Here is a 23108-nt window from a genome sequence, read left to right as displayed (position 1 = left end):
CAGCGCGCCCCTCCGATCCCGGCTAGGGCCGGAGATCGGTGCGAGGGCAAGGCGCAAGCTTCGGCCGGGGCCGCGGCGCAGTCCTCCTGCGCAAGGGTCCGGCCGAAGCGCGGCAACGCAGCCATCGCGACCATCTCAGCCAGCGCGCCCCTCCGATCCCGGCTAGGGCCGGAGATCGGTGCGAGGGCAAGGCGCAAGCTTCGGCCGGGGCCGCGGCGCAGTCCTCCTGCGCAAGGGTCCGGCCGAAGCGCGGCAACGCAGCCATCGTGCCGATATCCGGCCCTAGCCGCAGCCGCCGCCGGTGCCGGTGCAGGCCCCGCCGATTCCGGCGCGGCGTCCCTTGAACAGGCGCAGGTCTCCGCCGGTGAACACGGCGCGCAGGGAATCCTGGATGAAGCCGTCCACCACGTGGGCGGCGATGCCGTGCTCCTCCAGCATGAGCCTGGGCGTCTCGCCCACGGCGGCGCAGAGCACGGCGCGGCAGTCGTGCAGAGTGGCGGCCAGGCTGGTCCAGCGCTTGGGGCCGCAGCCCGCGTCCGGGGCCGGGCGCTCGCCGATGAGCCGGTAGATGCCGCCCTCGGCCTCGCCCCAGATCTGAAAGGACTTGGCCTCGCCCAGGTGCTGGTTGACGAGCATGCCCTCGCGGGTGGCCACGGCCACGTAAGGCTTCGAGGCGTTGGCCTCCAGGGGCTTGAGCTTGGAGCAGGCCTGGAGGGCGCCGCACAGGGCGGCCGACTGGTCGTCGCCGAGCAGGCCGACGGCGTCGGCGCGGCAGCGGCGGCAGTGGGTCATCTGGGCGATGACCTTGCCCGCCTCCTTGCGCAGGGGCAGGACGGTCTCGCTTCCGGGCTCGGGCAGGTGGGCGAAGGGGGTGTCGGCCGTGGGCTTGAGCGGGATCATGTTCTGGATGTCCGCGCCCAGCCCGGCGCAGACCCTGGCCACCTCCACGATGTGGTGATCGTTGACGCCGGGGATGACGATGGAGTTGATCTTGACGGTGACGCCGCGCTCCTTGAGGCCCTTGATGGCCGCTATCTGGCGCTCCAGCAGCAGAGCCGCGCCCTGCTCGCCGCGATAGACCACGTTGCCGTCCTTGACCCAGGCGTAAATCCGGGCGCCGATGGCCGGGTCCACGGCCGAGATGGTGATGGTGACGTGGGAGACGCCGATCTCGGCGATGTCGTCCAGGTACGGCAGGATGCCCATGCCGTTGGTGGACAGGCAGTAGAGCAGTCCGGGGTGCTCGGCGTTGATGAGGCGCATGGTCTCCAGGGTCTCGGCCGGGTTGGCGAAGGGGTCGCCTGGACCGGCGATGCCCGCCACGGTGATGCGCGGCTCCTTCTCCAGGACCTTGTGCATGTATTCGGCGGCCTGGAAGGGCTTCAGCACCCCGCTGGTCACGCCGGGGCGCGACTCGTTGACGCAGTCGTACTTGCGGTTGCAGTAGTTGCACTGGATGTTGCACTTGGGCGCGACCGGGAGATGGACGCGGCCGCAGCTACCGGCGGATTCCTTGTTGAAGCACGGGTGGCGGGTGGTATCCTTTATCATGGCGGTCTCCTGAAATCCTTCCGGTTTAGAGGTATCCGTAGCCGATGGGGGAATCGGACTGCTTCTTTTCGAGCACGGCGTTGACCACGCGGTCGAAGAGCGTGAGCGCGCCCTTGTAGCCGAGGGTCGGCGTGCGCTGGCCGCCGAAACGGTCGTGGATGGGGAAGCCCACCCGGACGAGCGGCACGTTCCACTCCTTGGCGTACCGGTAGCCCTTGGAATGGCCCACGAGCAGGTCCGGGGCCAGGGTTCCGGCCTCGGCCGCGATGTCGTGGAAGTCCACGCCCTCGCGCACCTCGGGAGCGATGCGGGCCACGCCGTCGGTGACCCGGGCGATGGCCTCGGAGAGCCCCTTCCTGCGCGCGCCGGTGCCGGCCAGGACCACGTCCACGCCGATTTCGGACAGGAAGGCGGTCAGCCCGACCACCAGGTCCTCCTCGCCGTAGACCACGGCCCGCTTGCCGAAAATGTACTTGTGGCCGTCCACGTAGGCGTCCACCAACCGGCCGCGCTCCAGCTCGTAGCGCCGGGGCATGGGCGTGCCGGAGACGTCCTCCAGGGTCTCGAAGAAGCGGTCGGACTCGCGCAGGCCCATGGGCAGGCCGATGCGGTGGTTGGGCACGCCGAAGCGGTCCTCCAGGCTGGTTCCGCCGGACTGGGGGGGCATGCAGCGGCCGAACTCGATGGTCGCGCGGGCGCCGGACATCTCCTTGATCTCGCTGATGGGCGTGCCGCCGGTGGGAATCCTGACGTAGTCCTCCAGGGCCGGGCCGTCGAGGGTCTCGGAGATGTCGGGCAGGATGGTGGCCTTGATCCCGAAGTCGCGGCAGATGTCGAAGAGGTGGCGGACGTCCTCGCAGGAGACCAGGCTCGGGAGGATGTTGACCCGGCCGTTGTCCGGCGTCTTCCCGGTGCAGAGCTGTGTCACCAGGGAGCGGACCGCGCCGTGCCAGCCGTCCATGTGGGTGCCGCTGTAGCTCGGGGTGTTGACGTAGACGGTCTCGGGCAGGTCCAGGTCGCCGAATTCGTTCTTGAATTCGAGAAGCGCGCGGGGCACGTCGTCGCCGATGGTCTCGGTCAGGCAGGTGGTGGCGATGCCGACCAGGGCGGGCTCGTACTTCTTCATCACGTTGAGGATGCCCTTCTTGAGGTTGGGCCCGCCGCCGTAGATGGCCTGCTTCTCGCCCAGGGCCGAGGACGCGATGTCCACGGGCTCGCGGAAGTGGGAGATGATGTAGCGCCGCATGTAGGTGGCGCAGCCCTGGGAGCCGTGCAGGAAGGGTATGGCCCCCTCCACGCCCCGGAAGGCCAGGGAGGCCCCGAGGGGCGTGCAGAGCTTGCAGGCGTTGGTGGTGGAGACGAAATTGGGCTTCTTCCGGATGATGGCGGCGCTACTCATTGACGGCCTCCTTCTTTTCGGCGGCGATGCGGTTGGCGCGACGGGGCGCGAACCGCCAGACCGGGGACATGGCCGAGGAGTGAATTTCGCGGGCGAAGTTGAGCATGCCCACGAACCCCTCCAGGGCCTCCTTGCGCTCGTGGTTGTGGTCGCAGAAGCCAACGCCCAGCTTGTAGGCGATGGGCCGTTCCTTGACCCCGCCCACGAACACGTCCACGTCCTTCTCCTTGATGAAGTGGGAGAGTTCGAGCGGGTTGGCGTCGTCGATGATGACCGTGCCGGGATCGGTGATCTGCTCCAGTTCGGCGTAGTCCTCCTTGGTGCCGGTCTGAGAGCCGACCATGACCACCTTCATGCCCAGGTGGCGGAACGCCTTGACCAGGGAGAAGGCCTTGAAGGAGCCGCCCACGTACATGGCGACCTTCTTGCCCTCCAGGTCCTTGCGGTAGCGGGCCAGCTCGGGCATGAGCCTCTCCAGCTCCTCCTTGACCAGCTTCTGGGTGCGCTCGACGATGCCGGGGTCCTTGTCCTTGAAGAAGTCGGCCACCTTGTAGAGGGATTCGGCCATGTCCTCGATGCCGAGGTAGGAGACGCGCTCAAACGGCGTGCCGTACTGCTCCTCCATCATCTTGGCCAGCTCCATGGTCGCGCCGGAGCACTGCACCAGGTTCAGGGCCGCGCCGTGGCAGCGGCGGATGTCGGCCACCCGGCCGTCGCCGGTGATGTTGGCCACCACCTGGACGCCCATCCGTTCGAGATAGTCGCGGATGATCCAGATCTCGCCCGCCAGGTTGAAGTCGCCCAGGATGTTCACGGAAACGGGCGGGACGTCGCCGACGTCGCCGGTGCCGACCAGCTTGAACATGGCCTTGCACGCGGCCTCGTACCCGGCCCGCTTGTTGCCCTTGAACCCCTCGGACTGGACCGGCAGGACCGGGATGCCCTTTTGCTCGCCGACCCGGCGGCAGACCGCCTCCACGTCGTCGCCGATGATGCCGACGATGCAGGTGGAGTAGACGAAGGCCGCGTTGGGGTGGTGGCGGTCGATGAGTTCGATGAGGGCGGCTTCGAGCTTCTTCTCGCCGCCGAAAATCACGTCGGTCTCCTGGAGGTCGGTGGAAAAGGAGAGCCGGTGCAGCATCGGGCCGCTGGAGAGCGAGCCACGGATGTCCCAGGTGTAGACCGCGCAGCCGATGGGCCCGTGCACCAGGTGCAGGGCGTCGGCGATGGGATACAGGACCACGCGCGATCCGCAGAAGACGCAGGCGCGCTGGCTCACGGCCCCGGCCAGCGATTCCCGGTTGCAGGCGATGTCGATGGCGCCCTGGCCGGTGAGGTGGATCTGGTCCTTTCTCTCTTCGAGTATGGTTGTCGTTTCCGTCATGGCTTCCCCCTTTTGGAACAGTCGGTTACGCCCGGCGAGCCGGGACTTGGGGATATATGGTCCTTGCGCCTTCGGGGAGCGCGGGCTCCGGACCCGCTTCCCGGCGCGTTCCGCCCCCGCCCTGGCCCCGCCGGACCTCCCCGAAGGGAGCGGCGGGACCGCCTTCAGCCGTGGAGTGCGTCAACCGCCCCGTGCGCTCGCCGACCACAGTCCTGTCGACGGTGCGGGCGGCCGGGATGCGTCCCCGACCGTTGTTCGGCATCAGTTCCGGGCCGCCGCGCCGCGCCAGGGGACGCGGGCAGGCTGCGCTTGAGGAACGGATGACGGCGGCTTCGGGCATCGGGCGACTCTCTTTCGCCTAGGACAGCAGGTAGTCGGCGCAGGCTTCGCCGTCTTCGAGGCCGTCCAAAATCGCATCGATGGCTTCCTCGGAATCCACGCCCTTGAACCAGTAGTTGTCGGGCTGGACAACCATGATGGGGCCGTTTTCACACTGCTTGAGGCAGGTGGAGGCCACCACCAGCGCGTCCATGCCGCGATCCAGGATCTCCTCCTCGATGTACTGGAGGAATCCCTCGCTCTGCTTGTGGCAGATGCCCTTCTTGTCGCCCGCGGCGCGGAAGGACTGGCAGCAAATGATCATTCTCTGGGGTACAGCCATTTCTTCAACTCCTCGTGATGTCGTGTTTTACTTCTTGCACTTCTTGCCTTTCCCGCCGCCGTAGAGAACGTCCACGGTGGGGGCGATCTCACCATCGGTAATCATGACCGTCAGCCCGCCGCGGGCCAGCAGCTCGCGCGGGCTCGGCCCGGCGCTGGCCGCCAGGAGGACGAAGCAGTCGGCGAGCAGCTCGCCGAGTTCCTGCCAGCGGGCGGCGCCCGTGCCCGCATCCGGCGCGTCGCGCACCTCGAGCAGGCAGGGCAGCCTGTCCTCGCGCGGACCGTAGATGAGCACCCTGGCCGCCTGGCCCAGGTGCAGGTCCACGTCGATACCGTTCGCGCTGACCACGGCCACGTTGGGCCGCTCCCCGGTCGGGCGGGGCAGTGTCGCGGAGACGCCGCCCTGGGACCGGCGCTTCTCCAGGCCGGAAACGACCTCGCCGCACTCCTCCCAGGAAGGCATGAGATTGATGTGGCGCGCGACCTGGTCGCGCACCCGGGCCAGCAGGTCCATGTCCGGCGTGGCCGGGAACTCGCCGCCCTCCTTGCCGGGCCAGAACGGGACCACGGCCATGATGTCCGCGCCCAGCCCGGCCATGGTCTTGGCGATGGCCTCCACATGGTCGGCGTTGTGGCCGGGATAGACCGTGGTGTTGACCTTGACGGCCACACCGGCCGCCTTGAGGGCCTTCACGGCACGGGTCTGCTCGTCCACCAGCACCCTGGCCGCGGCGGGCAGTGGCATGGTCCTGGTGGAGGGGCGAATCCAGGCGTACAGGCCTTCGGCCACGGCCGGGTCCACGGCGTCCACCAGCAGGGTGACGTGGGAGAGCCCCACCGCCTTGAGCGCCTCGGCATAGCGCTCCACGCCGATGCCCACGGTGGTCAGGCACAGGGAAATTTCGGGGTGCCGCCCGCGCACCATCCGGAGGGTGCGCAGGGTGGCGTCGGGCGTGGCCATGGGGTCGCCGGGGCCGGTGATGCCCACGATGCCGACCGGGGTCCCCCCGGCCGAAAGCTCGCCTTCCAGCCAGGAGACGGCCTCCTCGGGGAGCATGGCCGGAGCGGCCTTGGCCCCGGGGGCGAAGCGGATGCGCGCGTTGGCGCGCGGAGCCACGGGCAGGTGGAGGCGGCCGACCTTGCTGCGGGACGTCATGCCGAAACAGGGGTGGGACTCGTATGAGACGGCGGTCGGTGTCATGCGCCTTCATCCTTGGGTTTTTCGGGTCGGGCCGCCGGGGGCGGGCGGCCGGGCCCGGGCCGGGTTTGGGCCCCGCGGCGGAGGGGGAAGGTCTCCGCCGCGGGGACTTTTCAAGCTACAGGACGAGCTCGAACGCCTGTTCGGAGGAATCGCGGTCTTTGCGATCCAGGAGCAGGTCCAACATCTTTTCGAGCAACCGGAGGCCGCCCTTGTAGCCGACTGTCGGGAAGTACTGATGGCCCTGGCGGTCCAGGATGGGGAAGCCCCACCGGAGCAGAGGAATGTCCTCGTCGCGGGCGATGTACTTGCCGTAGGTATTGCCGATGAGCAGGTCCACGGGCTCGTTCTTGATCCACTGGTGCATCAGGAACATGTCGCCCTTGGCCTTGACCTTGACCTCGAAGGGCTGGTCCTTGCAGATGTCCTTGATCCGCCGCTCGAAGGACTTGCCCGGGGTGCCGGTGACGACGTAGACGGGCTGCATGTCGAGCGAGACCAGGAACTCGCACATGGAGATGAGCTGGTCCGGGTCGCCCCAGAGGGCCACGCGCTTGCCGTAGAAGTACTGGTGCATGTCGGAGATCATGTCGACCAACTGGCCGCGCTCGTAGTCCACCGCGTCCGGAACCGGGACGCCCGCCACGGTGCGCAGCACGTCGATGAACCGGTCGGTGGCGGCCAGGCCGAAGGGCATGTCGAGCACGGTGCAGGGCACCTTGCACTTGGCGTCGAGCCAGCGGGCCGCGTCGGCCGAGCACCACTCGCCCAGGGCCAGGGTGCCCATGGCGTCGCCGCAGGCCTTGAGCTCCTTGATGGTCACGCCGCCGTCGGGGAACATCTTGTACTCGCCGGTCAGGGGCGCGTTGAGCACCCCGGAGGTGTCCGGGAACAGGGTGATGTCAACGCCGACCAGCGCGGCCAACCGCTTGATCTCGGCCATGTCCGATGGCTCGACCCAGCCGGGGATGACGTTGACCTTGTGGGTCTTCTTGCCGGTGGGCTCGGCCAGCATGGCCATGGACTTGACCATGTTGGAGAAGCCGGTGACGTGGGAGCCCACGTAGCTCGGGGTGGCGGCGCCCAGCAGGGTCTTGCCCTCGGGCACCTTGCCCTCCTTTCGCGCCTTGTCGAAGATCTGGTTCAGGTCGTCGCCGATGGTCTCGGACAGGCAGGTGGTGTGCACGGCGATCACTTCGGGGTCATAGACCGTGAAGATGTTGTTGATCGCCTGGAGCAGGTTGGCGTGGCCGCCGAAGACGGACGCGCCTTCCGTGAACGAGCTGGTGGACGCGGAGACGGGCTCCTTGTAGTGCCGGGTCAGCGCCGAGCGATGATAGGCGCAGCAGCCCTGCGAGCCGTGGGAGTGCGGCAGGCAGCCGTGGATGCCCAGGGCGGCGTACATGGCGCCGATGGGCTGGCACGTCTTGGCCGGGTTGATGGTCAGCGCCTTGCGCTCCATCACTTCAACGGGGGTGTGTCTGAGTAATGCCATGTCTGTTATCCTTCCTTATTCCCACACAAAGGTGCCGATGAGTTCGGGGGACTTCTGCCAGGGGGACTTCGTGTAGGACCAGACCTTGCTGTTCACGAGCCGGTCGATCTCCGCGTAGAAGTTGATCGCGCCCTTGAAGCCCGCATAGGGTCCGCCGTAGTCGTAGCTGTGCAACTGCTTCATGGGCACGCCGCACTTCTGGATGGAGTACTTTTCCTTGATGCCGGCGCAGAAGATGTCCGGCTTGTAGAGCTCCACCAGCTTCTCGGCCTCGTACTGGTTGAGGTCGTCGATGACGATGGAGCCCTCGTCCATCTGGGTGTTCATGCCTTCGTAGTCCTTGAACTCGAACCCGGAATCCTCCAGGGCCTTGATCTCGGCCTCGGTCTTGCGGGGGCTGTAGAGCTTGGGATCGGCCGTAACCTCGATCTCCTCGATGTTGCGGGAGTCGGCGTCCGGGACCAGGTCCGGGATGACCTGGCGGCCTTCGTAGTCGTCGCGGTGGGCGAACTCGTAACCGGCGGACAGGGTCTTCATGCCCAGCTCGCCGAACAGGTCCTGGTAGTGGTGGGCGCGGGAGCCGCCGACGAAAAGCATGGCGGTCTTGCCTTCGGTGCGCGGCTTGTGCTCGGCCAGGGCGGCCTCCACGGCGGGCATTTCCTCGGCGATGACGGCCTCGATGCGGTCGATCAGGGCCGGGTCGCCGAAGTACTGGCCGATCTTGCGCAGGGACTTGGCCGTGGAGTTGGCGCTGATGAAGTTCACCTTGAACCACGGGATGCCGTACTTGGTCTCCATCATGTCGGCCACGTAGTTGATGGACCGGTGACACATGACCAGGTTCAGGTCGGCGTGGTGGGCCCGGGCGAACTGGTCGTAGGACGAGTTGCCGGAGAAGGTGGACAGGCAGGTGATGCCGCACTTGTGGAAGATGCGGTCGATCTCGAAGGCGTCGCCGCCGATGTTGTACTCGCCGAGCAGGTTGACCTTGAACTCGCCTTCCTCTTCCTTGTCGCTCTCGCCCACCAGGTGGGTGAAGACCTGGTTGTTGGCGATGTGGTGGCCGGCGGACTGGGAGACGCCCTTGTAGCCCTCGCAGGAGAAGGCGAAGACGTTGCAGTCGCCGAACTTCTCCTTCATCTTCTTGGACACCGCGTGGATGTCGTCGCCGATGAGGCCCACCGGGCAGGTCGCGAAAACGCAGATGCCCTTGGGGTGCAGGAGGTCGTAGGCTTCCTGGATGGCGGCGGCGAGCTTCTTCTCGCCGCCGAAGATGATGTCCTGATCCTGCATGTCCGTGGAGAAGCAGTAGGGCATGTAGTTGTCGCCGTCGGGACCCGGATCGGTCTGGTTGCGGCGGGTGAGCCAGGAGTAGAAGCCGCAGCCGATGGGGCCGTGGGTGATGTTCACGATGTCGCGGGTGGGGCCCATGATGACGCCCTTGCAGCCTGCGTAGGTGCAGCCGCGCATGGTGATGATGCCCGGGATGGTCCGGACGTTGGCCATAATCTCGGGAGCAGTCCCGCTGCCCGTGGCCTCGTTGATCATGATCTGCTTGGCGCGCTTGCGGGCCACCTTGGGAGGATACTTCGCGAGAAGCTCTTCCTTGATGTCGGTGGGCTTGAGCTGCACGAGCTTTTTCGTCTTAGCCATGTATGCTGTCTCCTTCAAAAGCGGCGCTAGACAATCGCCTTTTCACCGGTTTCATGGGTCCTGACGCGCACGGCGTCGCCGATGGGCAGTACGAAGATCTTGCCGTCGCCGGGCTTGCCGGTCCGGTTGACCGTCATGATGGCCTCCACGACGTCCTCGACCATGTCGTCGGGGACGACCACGGTCACGACGCGCTTGGCGTAGAGCTTGCCCTTCTCGCCCAGCACCTCGGCCGCTTCCTCGTAGCCCTTCTCCACGCCGGAGAGGATGCTCGCATTGACGAACCCCTTGCCGCGCCCCTGCGCCTCGTGGGCGAAGAAGGCGTCCACACCGGCCTTGGTGAGGGCGGCCTTGGTCTTGTTCATCATGTTCATGCGCACCACTGCGATGACTTCCTTCATTACGCGGCCCCCTCGCTGGCTGCGGCGGTCTCGTTGACGCCGGAGCTGATGGTGTAGACGTCATCCACGTCGGAAACGAAGATCTTGCCGTCGCCGAAGGCGCCCTTGGCGCCGGAGCGGGCGGCGTCCATGATCGTGTTGATGACGAAGTCCTTGTCGGCGGCGTTGACCACGCTCATGAGCATCGTCTTGGGGATCTCGTCGTAGGTGACCTCGCCGATCTTGATGCCGCGCTGCTTGCCGCGACCAGCCACGGAGAACTTGGTGACGGCGGGAAAACCGTTGTCCATCAGGGCGGCCAGCACGTCGTCCGCTTTCTCGGGCCGAACAATCGCTCGAATCATGATCATCATTTCAGTGATCTCCTATTTGATTGATATCGTTTTGAATTGATTAATTTCGTTTGTAATTCGCCCGGCCGAGGCTAGGCGTCCATGATGCCGTATTCCATCAGCAACTGCTCCAGGTCCTCGATCTGCAGCGGCTTGGGGATGACGAACATCTGGTTCTCGTCGATGGCCTTGGCCAGGCCGCGATACTGATCGGCCTGCGGCACGGTGCCGTCCCACTCGATGACGGTCTTGCGGTTGATCTCGGCGCGCTGCACGTCGTTGTCGCGGGGGACGAAGTAGATCATCTGGGTGCCCAACTTGCTGGCCAGCTCGGTGATGAGCTCGGCCTCGCGGTCGGTGTTGCGGGAGTTGCAGATCAGGCCGCCCAGGCGAACCCCGCCTGACTCGGCGTACTTCATGATGCCCTTGCAAATGTTGTTGGCCGCGTACATGGCCATCATCTCGCCGGAACAGACGATGTAGATTTCCTGAGCCTTGCCGTCACGAATAGGCATGGCGAAACCGCCGCAGACAACGTCGCCGAGGACGTCGTAGAAGGCGTAGTCCAGCCCCTCGGACTCCTCGTAGGCGCCCAGTGACTCCAGCATGTTGATGGAAGTGATGATGCCGCGACCGGCGCAACCGACGCCCGGCTCCGGGCCGCCGGACTCCACGCACCAGGTCCCGCCGTAGCCGGGCTTGCGGATGTCCTCGAGCTCCACGTCCTCGCCTTCCTCGCGAAGGGTGTCGAGAACGGACTTCTGGGCCAGGCCGCCGAGCAGCAGGCGGGTGGAGTCGGCCTTGGGATCGCAACCCACAACCATGACCTTGCGGCCCATCTCGGCCAGGCCGGCGACCGTGTTCTGGGTGGTGGTGGACTTTCCGATTCCGCCCTTCCCGTAAATGGCTACTTTCCTCATGATAATCCTCCTATGGGGTTTGAAAGCGATGATGATGAACCCCCTAAGGCAAAGGACGTGCCATTGTTGACGGCAGCTCTTAACACACTGTTCTTACAGAAGTTTAATTTAAATTCGATACCAATGAATCACCGACAAGATGTGTAGGAAAACACCCTGCGGAACCACAAAGGTGTAGTTTCCCACAAAAGTGTATGCAGGTTGCCGCGACCAGGGTTGCGCTCATAAAGTCAATGATTTAAATAGGATAAACTGGAAAACCAACATTGGCACCGTTTCTGCTTCATATAAGACGGAGCAACAACCAACGGCTGGAGAAAACACATGCTGATCGACACGACACTGAGAGAAGGAGCGCAACTTTTCGGAGCCTATTTCTCCGGCCCGGCCAAGGAGGCCATCGTCGACGGCCTGCTGGCCCTGGGCGTGGACGAGCTGGAGATCGGCTGGGTGGGCCAGGACGGGCTTGGGGATTTCATCCGGACCATCCGCCCGCGCTGCGGACGGACCCACCTCAGCGTCTGGACCCCCTGCCGCGAACGCGACATCCGCGCGGCCTCCGCCCTGGGCGTCAACCGCGTCAACATCGGCGTGCCCGTGTCCGAACTGCACATGGCCGAACGGCTGGACGCCGACCGCGACACCCTCAAGGAACGGCTGGCCTCCACCGTGCTCACCGCCAGGCTCATGGGCATTTCCTACATTTCCGTAGGGCTGGAGGACGTCTCCCGCGCGGACCTCGCCTTCTCTCTGGAAGCGGCCCGCCTGGCCGCCGACATGGGCGCGTCGCGCATCCGCCTGGCCGACTCCCTGGGCATTCTCACCCCCCTCGATATGGCCAACCTCGTCAGCATCTTCCGCGCCGAGCTGCCAAAGACCGACCTGGCCGTGCACTGCCACGACGACTTCGGCATGGCCACCGCCAACGCGGCCACCGCCCTGGCCTCGGGCGCGGACTACGCCGACGCCTCCGTGCTCGGCATCGGCGAACGCTCCGGCATCGCCGCCACCGAGGAACTGGCCGCGCACATTACTCTCAGAAAGGAGGCCGAACATGCGTACCGCACCGAAGCGATCCGCAACCTCTGCGACACCGTTTCTCAGGCTGCCGGGATACCGATCCCGAGGACAAAGGCCGTTGCGGGCAAGGATATCTTCGCCTGCGAATCGGGCATTCACGCCCACGCGCTCACCAAATCCCCGGCCCTCTTCGAACCCTATGACCCGAATCGGGTCGGGGCCTGCCGAACCGTCGCCGTGGGCGGCAAAAGCGGCCGCGCCGCCATCGCCGACGCCCTGGACCAGACGGGTTTGGCGCGCCAGGACCACGACATCCCGACCCTTCTCCGCGCGGTAAGGGAACACGCCCACCGCCTGCGCCGCCCCCTGACTCCCGGCGAATTCGCCCGGCTCGCCCGCTCCGCCGGAAAGGATATGCCATGCTGATGAAAAAACTCGCCTTCGCGCTCCTCTGGCTCTGCCTCCTGTCCGGCACCGCCCAGACCCTGCCCGCGCCGCCCTCCGCCACCCCGGCCGCGACACACGCCGCGCCCCCCTCCCTCACCGCGAGGTAACGCCATGCCAGATGTCTCCACCCCCTACGGCGTCCTGCACTGCACCCGCCACATGGAACGCTTCCCCGACGGCTCGCCCCAGGCCTGCACCGCCGCGTCCGCCAGCCCCCTCGCCACCCCGCTGGGCGAACTCGTGCCCCAGTTCTCCACCGACGACCTGCGCAAAAAAGAAGTCCTGCCCGTCACCTTCCACCCCGACGGCGCCCTCAAATCCCTGCCCCTGGAGAACCAGACCGTCGTCAAGACCCCCGCCGGGCCCATCCCCGCCGAACTGGTCACCTTCCACCCCGCCGGAACCATCAACCGCGTCTTCCCCCTCAACGGCAAACTCTCCGGCTACTGGGCCCAGGAAGACGAAAAAGGCTTCTCCAAACCCGTCACCCTGAATACACCCGCAGGACAAATCACCGCCCACGTCATCGGCCTGGGCTTCTACCCCGACGGCGCGCTGCGCTCCGTCACCCTCTGGCCCGACGAATCCGTCATGGTCGCCACACCCGCCGGAGGCATCCGCGCCCGCATGGGCGTCAGCTTCTCCCCCAAAGGGAAACTGCGCTCCGTCGAACCCGCCAAACCCACCCCCGTCACCACCCCCGCAGGCCAAATCACCGCCTTCGACCCCGACGCCGTGGGCGTCAACGGCGACGTCAACTCCCTGCTCTTCCACGACGACGGCTCCATAGCCCGCGTCGTCACCACCCTCACCACCGTCAAAGCCGTCAGCCCCGACGGCGCCGTCACCCGCTATACCCCCGAATTCCGCGAAAGCCTCTGCGGCGACAGCGAACGGGAAATCATCCCCATGACCATCGAATTCGGCGGCGGCATCGCCCGCATCCGACAACTCCCCGATCAGCCGCCCGTCAGCATCGATATGGAACTCACCCCCCTCTTCGCCGAACCACACCTGCCCGGCCTCTCCATGGGCATGCCCGACCTGCGCTGCGGCGTGTAGGCGCGCGGCGGCGCAGGATACGGCAAGGGGAATGCCTCCGGCGGCCCTCCGGGGGCCCCTTCGGGGAGACCAGGGCGCGGCCCTGGACCCGCCAAAGGCGAGCCTTTGGAATCCACTCTCCGCTTTCGCGGGGGCATAGCTCAATAAGGCGACTCACGCCCGCGGGGACGGACTGCCCGCTCACCCCCGCCCTGCCGGTTAACGGCTGGGGCCGAAGGGGGCGGCTGGAAGTACGTACGGCTTGCCGGAACACCGCCCGCCGCCCCCTCGGCCCCAGCCGGGGTGTTTTTAGGGGAAAAGAAAAGGACAAGTCTTCAAATCAAGAAACTCGCTTCTGCCAATGTCTCAGACGCCGTAACGACAAGCTTTTCAAGTCTTCACCAAGCAGTTCACACGGCGTGGGCTAGTGTCCGCGAAGATTCGAACGGTCCGTTTTCGTCCCGGAGGGCGAAAGCGGACCGTTCGAGTCTTCGCGGACGCCGATCAGCCGCCGCCCGCCGATCCTCCCGCCAACAACTCCCACCCCCACGCTACTCGCCCGCGCAGCGGAGATGGGGGTGCAGGGGCTTCGTCCCTGCCGGGTCCAGGGCAGCGCCCTGGCCGTCGGAGACGCCCCGCCGGCGAGGCGGCCCCGCTGGCAAGCGCCGCCGGAGGCCTTCCCTTGCCGTGCTTACCGGAACACGACGTTGACGGCGGTGCCGTCGGCCTGGCTGGTGTGCATGGCGATATCGGCGCCGTGGGTACGGGCGATGAGGGCGGCGAAGTAGGTGCCGAGTCCGGTGCCGTTTTCTTTGCCGTGGGTGACGTATTTGGCGAAGAAGCGCGGGCGGACTTCTTCGGGGACGGGTGTGGGGTTGGCCACGGTGACGCGTTTGGGGCCGGAGCCGTCGAGGATGACGGTGACGTGTTGGCCGGGGTTGGAGGCTTCGATGGCATTGAGGATGAGGTTTCGCAGCAGGGCGCGCAGGAGTTGGCGTTCGCCTTGAACGATGAATTCCTCGCGGCCTTCGACTTCGCGGTTGTCGAGGAGCATTTCGAGGGTGACGCCGGAAGTGCGGAGTTGGGGGAGGAATTCCTCTTCGAGGTCGCAGAGGAGCTCGACGAGGTCCACGTCGGCCTTTTTCAGGGCGTAGAAACCTTTTTCCATTTTGAAGATGTCGAGCTGATTCCGGATCATGTCGAGCATGCGGTAACCGGCGGAGCGGATGCGCTTGACGTATTGTTCCTGTTCGGGGTTGAGGCCGCCCCCGTTCAGGAGCAGCTCGGGGTAGCCGATGACCAGGCTCAGGCCGGACTTGAGGTCGTGCCGGTTAATGCGTTCGACCTCCTCGCGGATCATTTCGGCGCGGACGCGCTTGCGGATTTCGGCCTTGAGCAGCCGGTTGTTGCGCAGAAGTTCCCGTTGTTTTTCGCGCAGTTGGGCGGTGCGCTCGTCCACGGTGCGTTCCAGTTGTTCGCGGTGCTGGTTGAGGCGGGCGTCGCGGTCTTCGATGTGGTCGAGCATGGCGTTGAACTCGGCCACAAGCAGGCCGATCTCGTCGTCGCTCCGGTAGTCGACGCGGCGGGTGAAGTCCTTGTTGCGTGAGATGTCGCGCACGGCGGCGGTGAGTGCGCCCAGGGGGTCGCCGAGTTTGTGGCGGAACCGTCCGGCCAGGCGGTAGCTGAAGACCAGGATGAGTGGCAGGATGGCCAGGCCGATGAGGAAGGCGTCTCGCAGCAGGTTCCACTGGTCTTCCAGGGTGACCTCCATGACCAGGACCGCGCCGGGCCGCTGGGCCGGGATGGGACAGGCGACGCGCAGGGAGGAGAGGCCGAAGCGGCAGACGGCCCGGTCGGACGCCAGGCGTTCCGGGGCCTGGGCGTAGACGGCGAGGGGCGGGCCTTCGTCCGGGTAGACGGCGGCGCCGCGCACGTTGCCCACCAGGGAGAGGGTGGCCAGGTTTTCGGTGGCGGCCTGGGCGTCGTCGAAGTCCACGGGCGCGGCCAGGGAGGCGGCCATGAGTTCGGCCTGGGCCGAGACCCGGGCGGCCACTTCCTGCCGGAAGGCGTAGACGGTGGGGCCCAGGTGAAGGAGGAACGCCAGGGCCAGGGCTATCAGGGTGGAGCCCAGGATGGCGGCCATGATCTTGCGTCCCAGGGGGGTGATGGCGCGATCACTCATAGGCCCCCCCGTAGATGCGGACGATGGACAGCAGGCGCGAGCTGATGGACAGGCCGGACCGGGCGGCGGCGCGCGGGTTGACCTCCAGCCGGATGTGCCCGCCCACGCGGCGGAAGGCGATGACCGCGCCCAGGCGCAGGCTTTCCGGGCCCTGGCCGATGGTCAGGACCGGGCGTCCGGCCGCGCGCCGGAGGATGGCGGCGGCCTCGCGGCCGGGCGCGCCGTTGACGATCAGGACGTGGAATTCGTCGGCGGGCCACTGGACCAGGCGGAACCGGCCCGGGGGCAGGTCGGCGAAGTAGGGCCTGAGCCGCCGGGCGTCGGTGGCGGCCACGATGACCGGGCCGTCCGGTCCGGGCCGGGCCGCCTCGGGCCAGGTCACGTAGCGGGTCAGGCGCTGGACGAACAGGGCTTCGAGCTGGTCGGGATCGGTCGCGGCCGGGCCGCCCGCCAGGGCCGGTGAAGACGGCAGGGCGAGCGCCAGAAGGAGCGCGAAGGAGAGCAGGAAGGTGGCCTGGACGCGGGATCGGACCATCTTAAAAGTTCCACGTCACCCGCAGGTCGACGCTCGGACCGATGCGCAGCGTGGAATATTGGCGGCGCGATCCTCCCAGGTTCCGGGCGATGAGTTCCAGCATGAGGCTCTCGGAGACCTTCCAGGAGCCATGCGCTTCCAGCAGGAGGTAGTCGGGATGGGAGTCTTGGCCGCTCGGGCCGTCGAGGTAGCCCACGAGCACGTCGAGGCCGACGTCCTTCAGGGGCTTGGTCAGGATCTGCGTTTTCCACTCGGTGGTCAGGCCCCGGTCGGGCACGGAGTCCCCCTGGGGCGGCGAGTGCAGGCCGTAGATGTCCTGATACACGGTGCTCACGGACGGGACCAGGCCCAGCCACGGGGTCACGGTCCAGTTGACCTGGGCCTCCATGCCGTAGGACGCGCCGGAGAGGGAGTTGACCAGGGTGGCCGTCCTGGCCACGGGGTCGAGTTCGAGCATGGCCAGCTCGCTGTACCGGTTGGAGTAGAGCGAGACGTCCCAACGCAGGTCGTTCGAGAGGCGTTGCCGGTAGCCCGCCTCGTAGGCGACGAGCTTTTCGGTGGTCAGGTCCGAGGACGGGCTGACCGCGAAGCCGGTCCCGTGGTGGTCGAAGACGTAGCCGCCGCTCCGAATCCATTCGTTGTCCGCGCGCACCGCCCGCGACACGGCCAGCCAGTATTCGGAGTTGTCCAGGGTGTAGAGCAGCCGGGCCGTGGGCTGGAACTCCACGTTGCCCCGGCCGAAGTAGTCGAGCTTGGTGCCCAGGATGAAGTAGAGGGTGTCGTCCAACAGGGTGATCCGGTCCTGGGCGAAGGCGTTGGACGTGAACGAATCCCGCTGCCGGGGCTCGAAGGAGGCGAAGTCGCCGTTTTCGATGTCGTACCAGATGTAGCGGGAGCCAGCGCCCCAGGTGAACCGGTGGCGGCCCCACTGCTCCACCGCCTGCTGGAGCTCGGCGTCCAGGGCGTTGGAGCCGCCGGAGAGGTCGGACACGGACACGGCGTCGCGGGTGAAGGAGGTCCGGGCCTTGAGCCCGGAGTCCAGGCCGGTGGCCCGGTCCCAGACGAGCTGGGCGTAGCCGTTGTAGTTGCGCCGGGTATGCGGCTGGTAGACCTGGTGATCGCCCGAGGCGTTGTCGCGGATGCTCGACGCGACCATGGCGCCCTGGAGGGAGAAGGCGTCGGTGTAGGCGTTCTCCCAGTCCATGCGCACCCCGGCCCGCTCCCGCCGCCAGTCGGTGGAGCCCCGGCCGTCGCCGTCGCCGGTGACCCAATTGCCGGTCTGGTATTCGCCGCCCACGTAGGCGCGGTAGAACCCGGAATCGCCCATGGTCCCGCCGTAGCGGACCAGTTGCTCGGCCCCGGTGGTGCCGGCCAGGGTGACGCTCTGGCCGCCTTGGGTCTCCTCCGCGTTCTTGGTGATGACGTTGATGACGCCGGTGAAGGAGTCCGCGCCCCAGAGGTGGGTCCAGGTGCCGCGCACCACCTCCACGCGCTTGACCAGGCCGATGGGCACGGCCTTGCCCCAGTCCACGTCGGCCGTGGCGGGCGAGGTGATGGGCCGCCCGTCGATGAGGACCAGGTGTTTGCTGTTGAGTCGACCGTTGAAGCCACGGACGCCCACGGCCCACATGCCCGTGTCCATCTGCGAGACCTGGACGCCCGGCGCCAGCCGGAGCAGTTCGGGCAGCGAGGTCGCCCCGGAGTGGAAGATGTCCTCCTCCGTAAGCACGGTCACCGCCCCGGCCACCCGGCTCAGGGGCTCGGCCCGGCGCGACGCCGTGGTCACGCGGATATCCATCAGCTCCTGGATGTCGCTCCCGTCCGGCTCGTCGGCGCGGACGGCGCGGGGCGAGAGAAGGCAGCACAGGGCCAGGGCCGCCGCAAGAATCCATCCGGGCGCCGCCATTGCCCGCCGGATGCTCATGCGGCGGACCCCTGGGGCTGGGCCAGCAGGTAGCCCCGGCCGCGAATGGTCTTGATGACCAGGGCGTCGCCGAGCTTCTTGCGCAGGTTGCTCATGTGGACGTTGAGCACGTAGTCGTCGAAATCCTCGCCCCGGCCCAGGGCCTTTTCCATCAGGGCCGTGCGCTCCACCACGCTGCCCGCGTTCAGGGCGAGCTGCTCCACCAGGTCGAACTCCGTGGAGGTCAGGTGCACGTCGCGCCCGCACAGCGAGAGGTGGCGCGCGCCCCGGTTGATGACCACCTCGCCCAGCTCGATGTTGCGCTTGGCGGGGCGGGCCTGGGCCTCGCCGTCCTCGGCCGCGGCGGCGGAGTAGCGGCGCAGCACGGCCCGGATGCGGGCCAGCAGCTCGCGCAGGGGGAAGGGCTTGGCCACGTAGTCGTCCGCGCCCATCTCCAGCCCGACCACGCGGTCGATCTCCTCGCCCCGGCCGGTGAGCATGACCACGGGCACCAGGGAGGCGGCGCGCAGGGCGGAAAGGACGTTGAACCCGCTCATGTCCGGCAGCATCACGTCCAGCAGGACGAGCCGGTATTCCCGCTCCTCGACCAGTTTCAGGCCGCGTTCCCCGTCATGGGCCACATCGAGGTGAAACCCCTCGCCGCCCAGGTAGCTGGTCAACAGTTCGCCCAGCTCCGGGTCGTCGTCGATCAACAGTATTTCGTTCATAAGCGTCCTCCTTATACTGACAAAGGTAGGTATTCAGAATAAGAATTGAAACAACTTTTTCATAAATAAATGTAAAAAACATTAAGATACATAAAGATCGTCAGCACTTTCATATACAGTCGATGCAACTTTTTTCCCAGGTAAAATTTTCCCCGTGAACGTTTCGGCCACCTTCCTCCGTATAAGTGGGCAAACCGTTCGGGCCATGGGGGTCCGGACACGCATGGATGCACAAACTTTCAAGGAGGAAAGTATGTCCCTGATCATCAATCACAACCAGATGGCCGCGAACGCGTCGCTGAACCTCAACGCTTCCTACAACGCGCTGAGCAAGTCCACCGAACGCCTGTCCTCGGGACTCCGCATCAACTCCGCATCGGACGACGCCGCGGGGCTCGCCGTTCGCGAACTGATGCGGTCGGACATCTCAACCATCAACCAGGGCGTCCGCAACGCCAACGACGGCATCTCCATGATCCAGACTGCCGACGGCGCCCTCTCCGTCATCGATGAGAAGCTCATCCGCATGAAGGAGCTGGCCGAGCAGGCCGCCACCGGCACGTACACCAGCGCCCAGCGGCTGATCATCGATTCCGAGTACCAGGCCATGGCCTCGGAGATCACCCGCATCGCCGCCGCCACGGACTTCAACGGCATTCACCTGCTCAACGGCAACCTCTCCGGCACCGGCCTGACCGTCCACTTCGGCACGGGCAACGACTCGGCCGAAGACAAGTACAACGTGGTCATCGACACCAGCACCGCGTCCGCCTTCGGCGTCGGCCTCGGCGCGGCCTCCGGCAGCGCCGGGCGCGCCGTCTCCACCCAGGCCCTGGCCCAGGCCGCCCTGGAGGCCCTGGACGCGGCCATCGTGTCCAAGGACAAGATCCGCGCCAACCTGGGAGCCATGCAGAACCGCCTCTCGGCCACCATCTCCAACCTGGAGACCCAGGCCGACAACGAGCAGTCCGCAGAGTCCCAGATCTCCGACGTGGACGTGGCCACGGAAATGACCAACTACACGAAGCAGCAGATCATCACGCAGTCCGCGGTGGCCATGCTGTCCCAGGCCAACTCGCTTCCGCAGATGGCGCTGTCCCTCATCGGATAGGGCCACAGCCTTCCAACCAGGGCCGGCCCGGCTCCCGGGCCGGCCCTGCGTATATAATCGTCCCGCCCCTCTCCTTCGTTGCACCCCAGCGGGAAGATTCCTCCCTCCTCACCGCCGCCCGCTCATCCAGGCGAACGCCAGCACCATCACTTTCTTCATCAAGTTTCATTAACACAACATAAAACAGCGTACACTTTACATCAATAAAACTTACATATGTTTTACAAATAGCGAATAAAATAAAATATTACTTTCAATGTTGCTAATATTTTCTGGCATCCACGTTGCTCAATACGCACCAGGAGGCAAATATGAGCAACATTACACTCGATATCAATGAAGTTCACGATGAAGCATCATACAATGTGTTGTTCAGCAAATACTCTAAACTGATATTCAAGCTCATCAACGACTTCGTCAAAAGCCAGAATATCGATCTTCACCCTTCCGAAGTAGACGACATCTACCAGGAAGTGGCCATGAAGATATTCAAGTACGACTATATTTCCAAGTACAAGAAGGAAAAGAGCTCCTTCATCACTTGGCTGAACATCATCTGCCGCACCACGGCCATCGACTACTACAGAAAGAACCTGCGCTGGATGGAATTCGTCCTGGGCGAGGAAGAGGCCCTGGACCGCGCCGAGGAGACGCCCCCGGCCTTCAGCCTGCCCGCGGGCGTCCTGACCGGACGCCAGGCCGAGATCATCACCCTGCTCTTCCGCGACGGGTTTTCCACCGGCGAGACGGCCATCCGGCTCGACATCACCACCCGCACGGTGCGCAGCCTGAAGTTCCAGGCCCTGGCCCGGCTCCGCGCCCACTACGGCGCCGCCGCGCCCCCGCCCGGCCACGAAGCCGCCCCCGAAACACGGAGGAACGCCTCATGAGCACCGTCGACTCCACCAGCTACTACGAGTCGCTGCTTTCGTCGTCCTCGGACACGACCGCGACCGCCAGCACGAGCAGCGCCACGCTGACCTCGGAGGACTTCCTGACCCTGCTGGTCACGGAGCTTCAGTACCAGGACCCCACCGAGCCCATGGACAACGTGGAGATGGTCAACCAGCTCACCCAGTATTCCCAGCTCGACGAACTGACCAGCATCGACGACAAGCTGGGCGACTTCTCCGACGTCATGTCCACGCTGTATTCCACCAGCGGCCTGGACTACCTGGGCAAGGAAGTGGAGGCCACCGGCCACACCGTGAGCGTGAGCGACGGCGAAGCCTCCTACATCTACCTCACCCTGGACGAGGACGCCGCCGCCATCGTCGCCAACGTCTACGACTCCGACGGCAACATCGTAGGCACCATGGAGATGACCGACGTCGAGACCGGCAGCCACACCTTCCAGTGGGACGGCGCCGGCGCCGACGGCCAGACCGTGGCCAACGGCACCTACACCATCCTCTTCACCGCCTACGACAGCGACGGCGACGAGATCGACGTCTCCACGACCACCACGGGCACCGTCACCGGCATCGAGACCACGGACGACGGGGTCCTGCTGACGCTCTCCGACGGCCGCACGGTCAACATGTCCGACGTCACCTACGCAACCAACTGACCACCTGAAAAAGGAGCATTGACATGAGCATCACCGGTTCCATGTACACCGGCATCTCCGGCCTCCAGGCCCAGAGCCAGGCCACCTCGGTGGTCAGCAACAACCTGGCGAACTCCACCACCACCGCCTACAAGGGCTCGTCCATCCAGTTCGAGGACGTCTTCTACTCCACCGTGTACGCGGGCGGCAGCGCCGACCAGGTGGGCAACGGCGTGGCCGTGGCCACGGTCTGCACCGACTATTCCCAGGGCTCATACGAGTCCACCAACTCGGTGACCGACGTGGCCCTCAACGGCGACGGCTTCTTCATCGTGGTGGACCCCGACACCGGCAGCACCTACTACACCCGCGCGGGCAACTTCTCCTTCGACACCGAAGGCTACCTCGTGGACTCCCACGGCGACCGCGTCCAGGGGTGGGCCATGGAGAACAGCTCCATCTCCGGCACCCTGACCGACATCCAGCTCGACCAGTCCCAGTCGCCGCCCAGCGCCACCAGCGAGGTCTCGCTCTACCTGAACCTCGACTCCACCTCCACGGACAACGCCACCTCCTCCACCGACCCGTACTCCGCGCTCTTCGCCTACTACGACGGCGCCCAGGACCCGCCCATCGGCGACTCCCTTTATTCCTATTCGGTGAGCATCACGGTCTACGACGAGAACGGCTCGGCCCACGACCTGACCGTGTACTTCGACAGGGTCACCACGGACGACGACAAGATCGTCTGGGAATACCTCGTCACCTGCGACCCGTCCGAGGACCAGCGGACCTACAACGGCTCGGACCTGAACACCACCAGCGCGGCCGGGCTGCTCATGGCCGGGACCATCACCTTCGACACCTCGGGCCAGCTCATCTCCACCACGGCCTTCACCCTGAGCAACAGCGGCACGGCCGACGCCATGAACATGTCCAACTGGACCCTGGCCGACTTCGACAGCGAGGGCAATCCGCTCCTCTCCGCCAACTTCACCGGCTCGGACACGGACCAGGACATCGGCTTCAACATCGGCCTGACCAACACCGACTTCTCCACCGGCTCCGGCTGGTCCAACACCGCGACCATCACCAGCCTGGCCGACATCGGCGCCAGCGACCCGGACGACCTGCCGACCTTCAACAACTCGGTCCTGAGCACCACGGCCACCACCAGCTACAGCGACTCATCGGCCACCTACAACCTGCTCCAGGACGGATACGCGCCCGGCACCCTGGTGGACGTGTCCATCGATGAAAACGGCGTGCTCTCCGGCACCTACACCAACGGGCAGACCGTGGACCTCTACACCTTCGCCCTGGCCGACTTCACCAACCTCCAGGGGCTCAACTTCGAGGGCAGCAACCTCTACTCGGCCACCACGGAATCGGGCCAGGCCATCATCGGCACGGCCGGGTCCGCCGGGTTCGGCACCACCGTGGCCAACGCCCTGGAGCAGTCCAACGTGGACACCGCCACCGAGCTGACCAACCTGATAATCCTCCAGGCGGCCTACCAGGCGGACTCCAAGGTCATCACCACGGCGGACACCCTGCTGTCCACGGCCATCAGCATGAAGCGCTAACCCCGGCGAACCG

21 protein-coding genes are annotated in these 23108 nt (G+C 65.9%); 7 read left to right on the top strand and 14 right to left on the bottom strand.

The features are described 5' to 3' along the window. Nucleotides 1–282: 282 nt before the first annotated feature. From PHP91_RS05730 to nifH, 10 genes are all read right to left on the bottom strand, one after another. Complete coding sequence (locus tag PHP91_RS05730) at nt 283–1551, bottom strand: radical SAM protein (RefSeq protein WP_300138186.1); 1269 nt, start codon at nt 1549–1551, stop codon at nt 283–285. 25 nt (nt 1552–1576) lie between these two features. Beyond that, nucleotides 1577–2950 carry a nitrogenase component 1 gene (locus tag PHP91_RS05725; RefSeq protein WP_300138183.1) on the bottom strand — a complete coding sequence of 458 codons (1374 nt, stop codon included), beginning with the start codon at nt 2948–2950 and terminating at the stop codon, nt 1577–1579. Further along, on the bottom strand, nt 2943–4334 hold the full coding sequence (gene nifE, locus PHP91_RS05720; protein ID WP_300138180.1) for a nitrogenase iron-molybdenum cofactor biosynthesis protein NifE: 1392 nt from the start codon (nt 4332–4334) through the stop codon (nt 2943–2945). Before nifE ends, PHP91_RS05725 begins: the two co-directional genes overlap by 8 nt. A gap of 358 nt (nt 4335–4692) precedes the next feature. After that, complete coding sequence (locus PHP91_RS05715) at nt 4693–4995, bottom strand: (2Fe-2S) ferredoxin domain-containing protein (RefSeq protein ID WP_300138178.1); 303 nt, start codon at nt 4993–4995, stop codon at nt 4693–4695. 27 nt (nt 4996–5022) lie between these two features. Next, nucleotides 5023–6195, bottom strand: coding sequence for a radical SAM protein (locus PHP91_RS05710; protein WP_300138175.1), 1173 nt, complete (start codon nt 6193–6195; stop codon nt 5023–5025). Nucleotides 6196–6310: 115 nt separating this feature from the next. Beyond that, nucleotides 6311–7687, bottom strand: coding sequence for a nitrogenase molybdenum-iron protein subunit beta (gene nifK, locus PHP91_RS05705; protein ID WP_300138172.1), 1377 nt, complete (start codon nt 7685–7687; stop codon nt 6311–6313). Nucleotides 7688–7702: 15 nt separating this feature from the next. Beyond that, nucleotides 7703–9340: a nitrogenase molybdenum-iron protein alpha chain gene (gene nifD, locus PHP91_RS05700; RefSeq protein ID WP_300138169.1), complete on the bottom strand. Its 1638-nt coding sequence runs from the start codon at nt 9338–9340 to the stop codon at nt 7703–7705. Nucleotides 9341–9366: 26 nt separating this feature from the next. After that, nucleotides 9367–9741, bottom strand: a complete 375-nt coding sequence (locus PHP91_RS05695; RefSeq protein ID WP_300138166.1) for a P-II family nitrogen regulator — start codon at nt 9739–9741, stop codon at nt 9367–9369. Then, the gene (locus PHP91_RS05690; protein WP_300138163.1) at nt 9741–10094 is read right to left on the bottom strand and encodes a P-II family nitrogen regulator; all 354 of its coding nucleotides are present in this window, start codon (nt 10092–10094) and stop codon (nt 9741–9743) included. Before PHP91_RS05690 ends, PHP91_RS05695 begins: the two co-directional genes overlap by 1 nt. A 71-nt stretch (nt 10095–10165) precedes the next feature. Continuing rightward, nucleotides 10166–10993 carry a nitrogenase iron protein gene (gene nifH / locus PHP91_RS05685; protein ID WP_300138160.1) on the bottom strand — a complete coding sequence of 276 codons (828 nt, stop codon included), beginning with the start codon at nt 10991–10993 and terminating at the stop codon, nt 10166–10168. Nucleotides 10994–11317: 324 nt separating this feature from the next. Between nifH and PHP91_RS05680 the strand changes: the two genes are divergently transcribed. The 3 genes from PHP91_RS05680 to PHP91_RS05670 are packed head-to-tail and all read left to right on the top strand — an operon-like array spanning nt 11318 to nt 13522. After that, nucleotides 11318–12439, top strand: coding sequence for a pyruvate carboxyltransferase (locus PHP91_RS05680; protein ID WP_300138157.1), 1122 nt, complete (start codon nt 11318–11320; stop codon nt 12437–12439). Next, nucleotides 12433–12567: a hypothetical protein gene (locus tag PHP91_RS05675; RefSeq protein ID WP_300138155.1), complete on the top strand. Its 135-nt coding sequence runs from the start codon at nt 12433–12435 to the stop codon at nt 12565–12567. Before PHP91_RS05680 ends, PHP91_RS05675 begins: the two co-directional genes overlap by 7 nt. Before the next feature lie 4 nt (nt 12568–12571). Continuing rightward, nucleotides 12572–13522, top strand: coding sequence for a hypothetical protein (locus tag PHP91_RS05670; RefSeq protein WP_300138152.1), 951 nt, complete (start codon nt 12572–12574; stop codon nt 13520–13522). A 670-nt stretch (nt 13523–14192) separates the two neighbouring features. On the opposite strand, the gene PHP91_RS05665 is transcribed toward PHP91_RS05670, so the two are convergent. From PHP91_RS05665 to PHP91_RS05650, 4 genes are read right to left on the bottom strand one after another with little or no spacing between them, the layout of a single operon-like run. Next, nucleotides 14193–15683: a CHASE sensor domain-containing protein gene (locus PHP91_RS05665; RefSeq protein ID WP_300138149.1), complete on the bottom strand. Its 1491-nt coding sequence runs from the start codon at nt 15681–15683 to the stop codon at nt 14193–14195. Then, the gene (locus tag PHP91_RS05660; RefSeq protein ID WP_300138146.1) at nt 15676–16218 is read right to left on the bottom strand and encodes a YfiR family protein; all 543 of its coding nucleotides are present in this window, start codon (nt 16216–16218) and stop codon (nt 15676–15678) included. Before PHP91_RS05660 ends, PHP91_RS05665 begins: the two co-directional genes overlap by 8 nt. A gap of 1 nt (nt 16219) precedes the next feature. Further along, nucleotides 16220–18142: a TonB-dependent receptor plug domain-containing protein gene (locus PHP91_RS05655; protein ID WP_300138143.1), complete on the bottom strand. Its 1923-nt coding sequence runs from the start codon at nt 18140–18142 to the stop codon at nt 16220–16222. After that, nucleotides 18139–18849, bottom strand: a complete 711-nt coding sequence (locus PHP91_RS05650) for a response regulator transcription factor (RefSeq protein ID WP_300138140.1) — start codon at nt 18847–18849, stop codon at nt 18139–18141. Before PHP91_RS05650 ends, PHP91_RS05655 begins: the two co-directional genes overlap by 4 nt. A gap of 253 nt (nt 18850–19102) precedes the next feature. Between PHP91_RS05650 and PHP91_RS05645 the strand changes: the two genes are divergently transcribed. The 4 genes from PHP91_RS05645 to PHP91_RS05630 all read left to right on the top strand — a co-directional run bounded on the left by PHP91_RS05645 (nt 19103) and on the right by PHP91_RS05630 (nt 23095). After that, nucleotides 19103–19960, top strand: a complete 858-nt coding sequence (locus tag PHP91_RS05645) for a flagellin (protein WP_300138137.1) — start codon at nt 19103–19105, stop codon at nt 19958–19960. Nucleotides 19961–20271: 311 nt separating this feature from the next. Then, a complete protein-coding gene (locus tag PHP91_RS05640) occupies nt 20272–20850 on the top strand; it encodes a sigma-70 family RNA polymerase sigma factor (protein ID WP_300138134.1) in 579 nt (192 codons plus the stop codon). After that, nucleotides 20847–21530 (top strand): flagellar hook assembly protein FlgD, encoded by a 684-nt coding sequence (locus PHP91_RS05635; protein ID WP_300138131.1) that lies wholly within the window; start codon nt 20847–20849, stop codon nt 21528–21530. The genes PHP91_RS05640 and PHP91_RS05635 overlap by 4 nt, the downstream gene beginning before the upstream one ends. 23 nt (nt 21531–21553) lie before the next feature. After that, complete coding sequence (locus tag PHP91_RS05630; protein WP_300138128.1) at nt 21554–23095, top strand: flagellar hook protein FlgE; 1542 nt, start codon at nt 21554–21556, stop codon at nt 23093–23095. The last annotated feature ends 13 nt before the right edge of the window (nt 23096–23108 follow it).

The sequence above is a fragment of the Pseudodesulfovibrio sp. genome, assembly GCF_028692895.1.
Lineage (GTDB): Bacteria > Desulfobacterota > Desulfovibrionia > Desulfovibrionales > Desulfovibrionaceae > Pseudodesulfovibrio.
The sequence above is the reverse complement of the archived record's forward strand: the minus strand, read 5'-3'. Positions and strand labels throughout refer to the sequence as shown.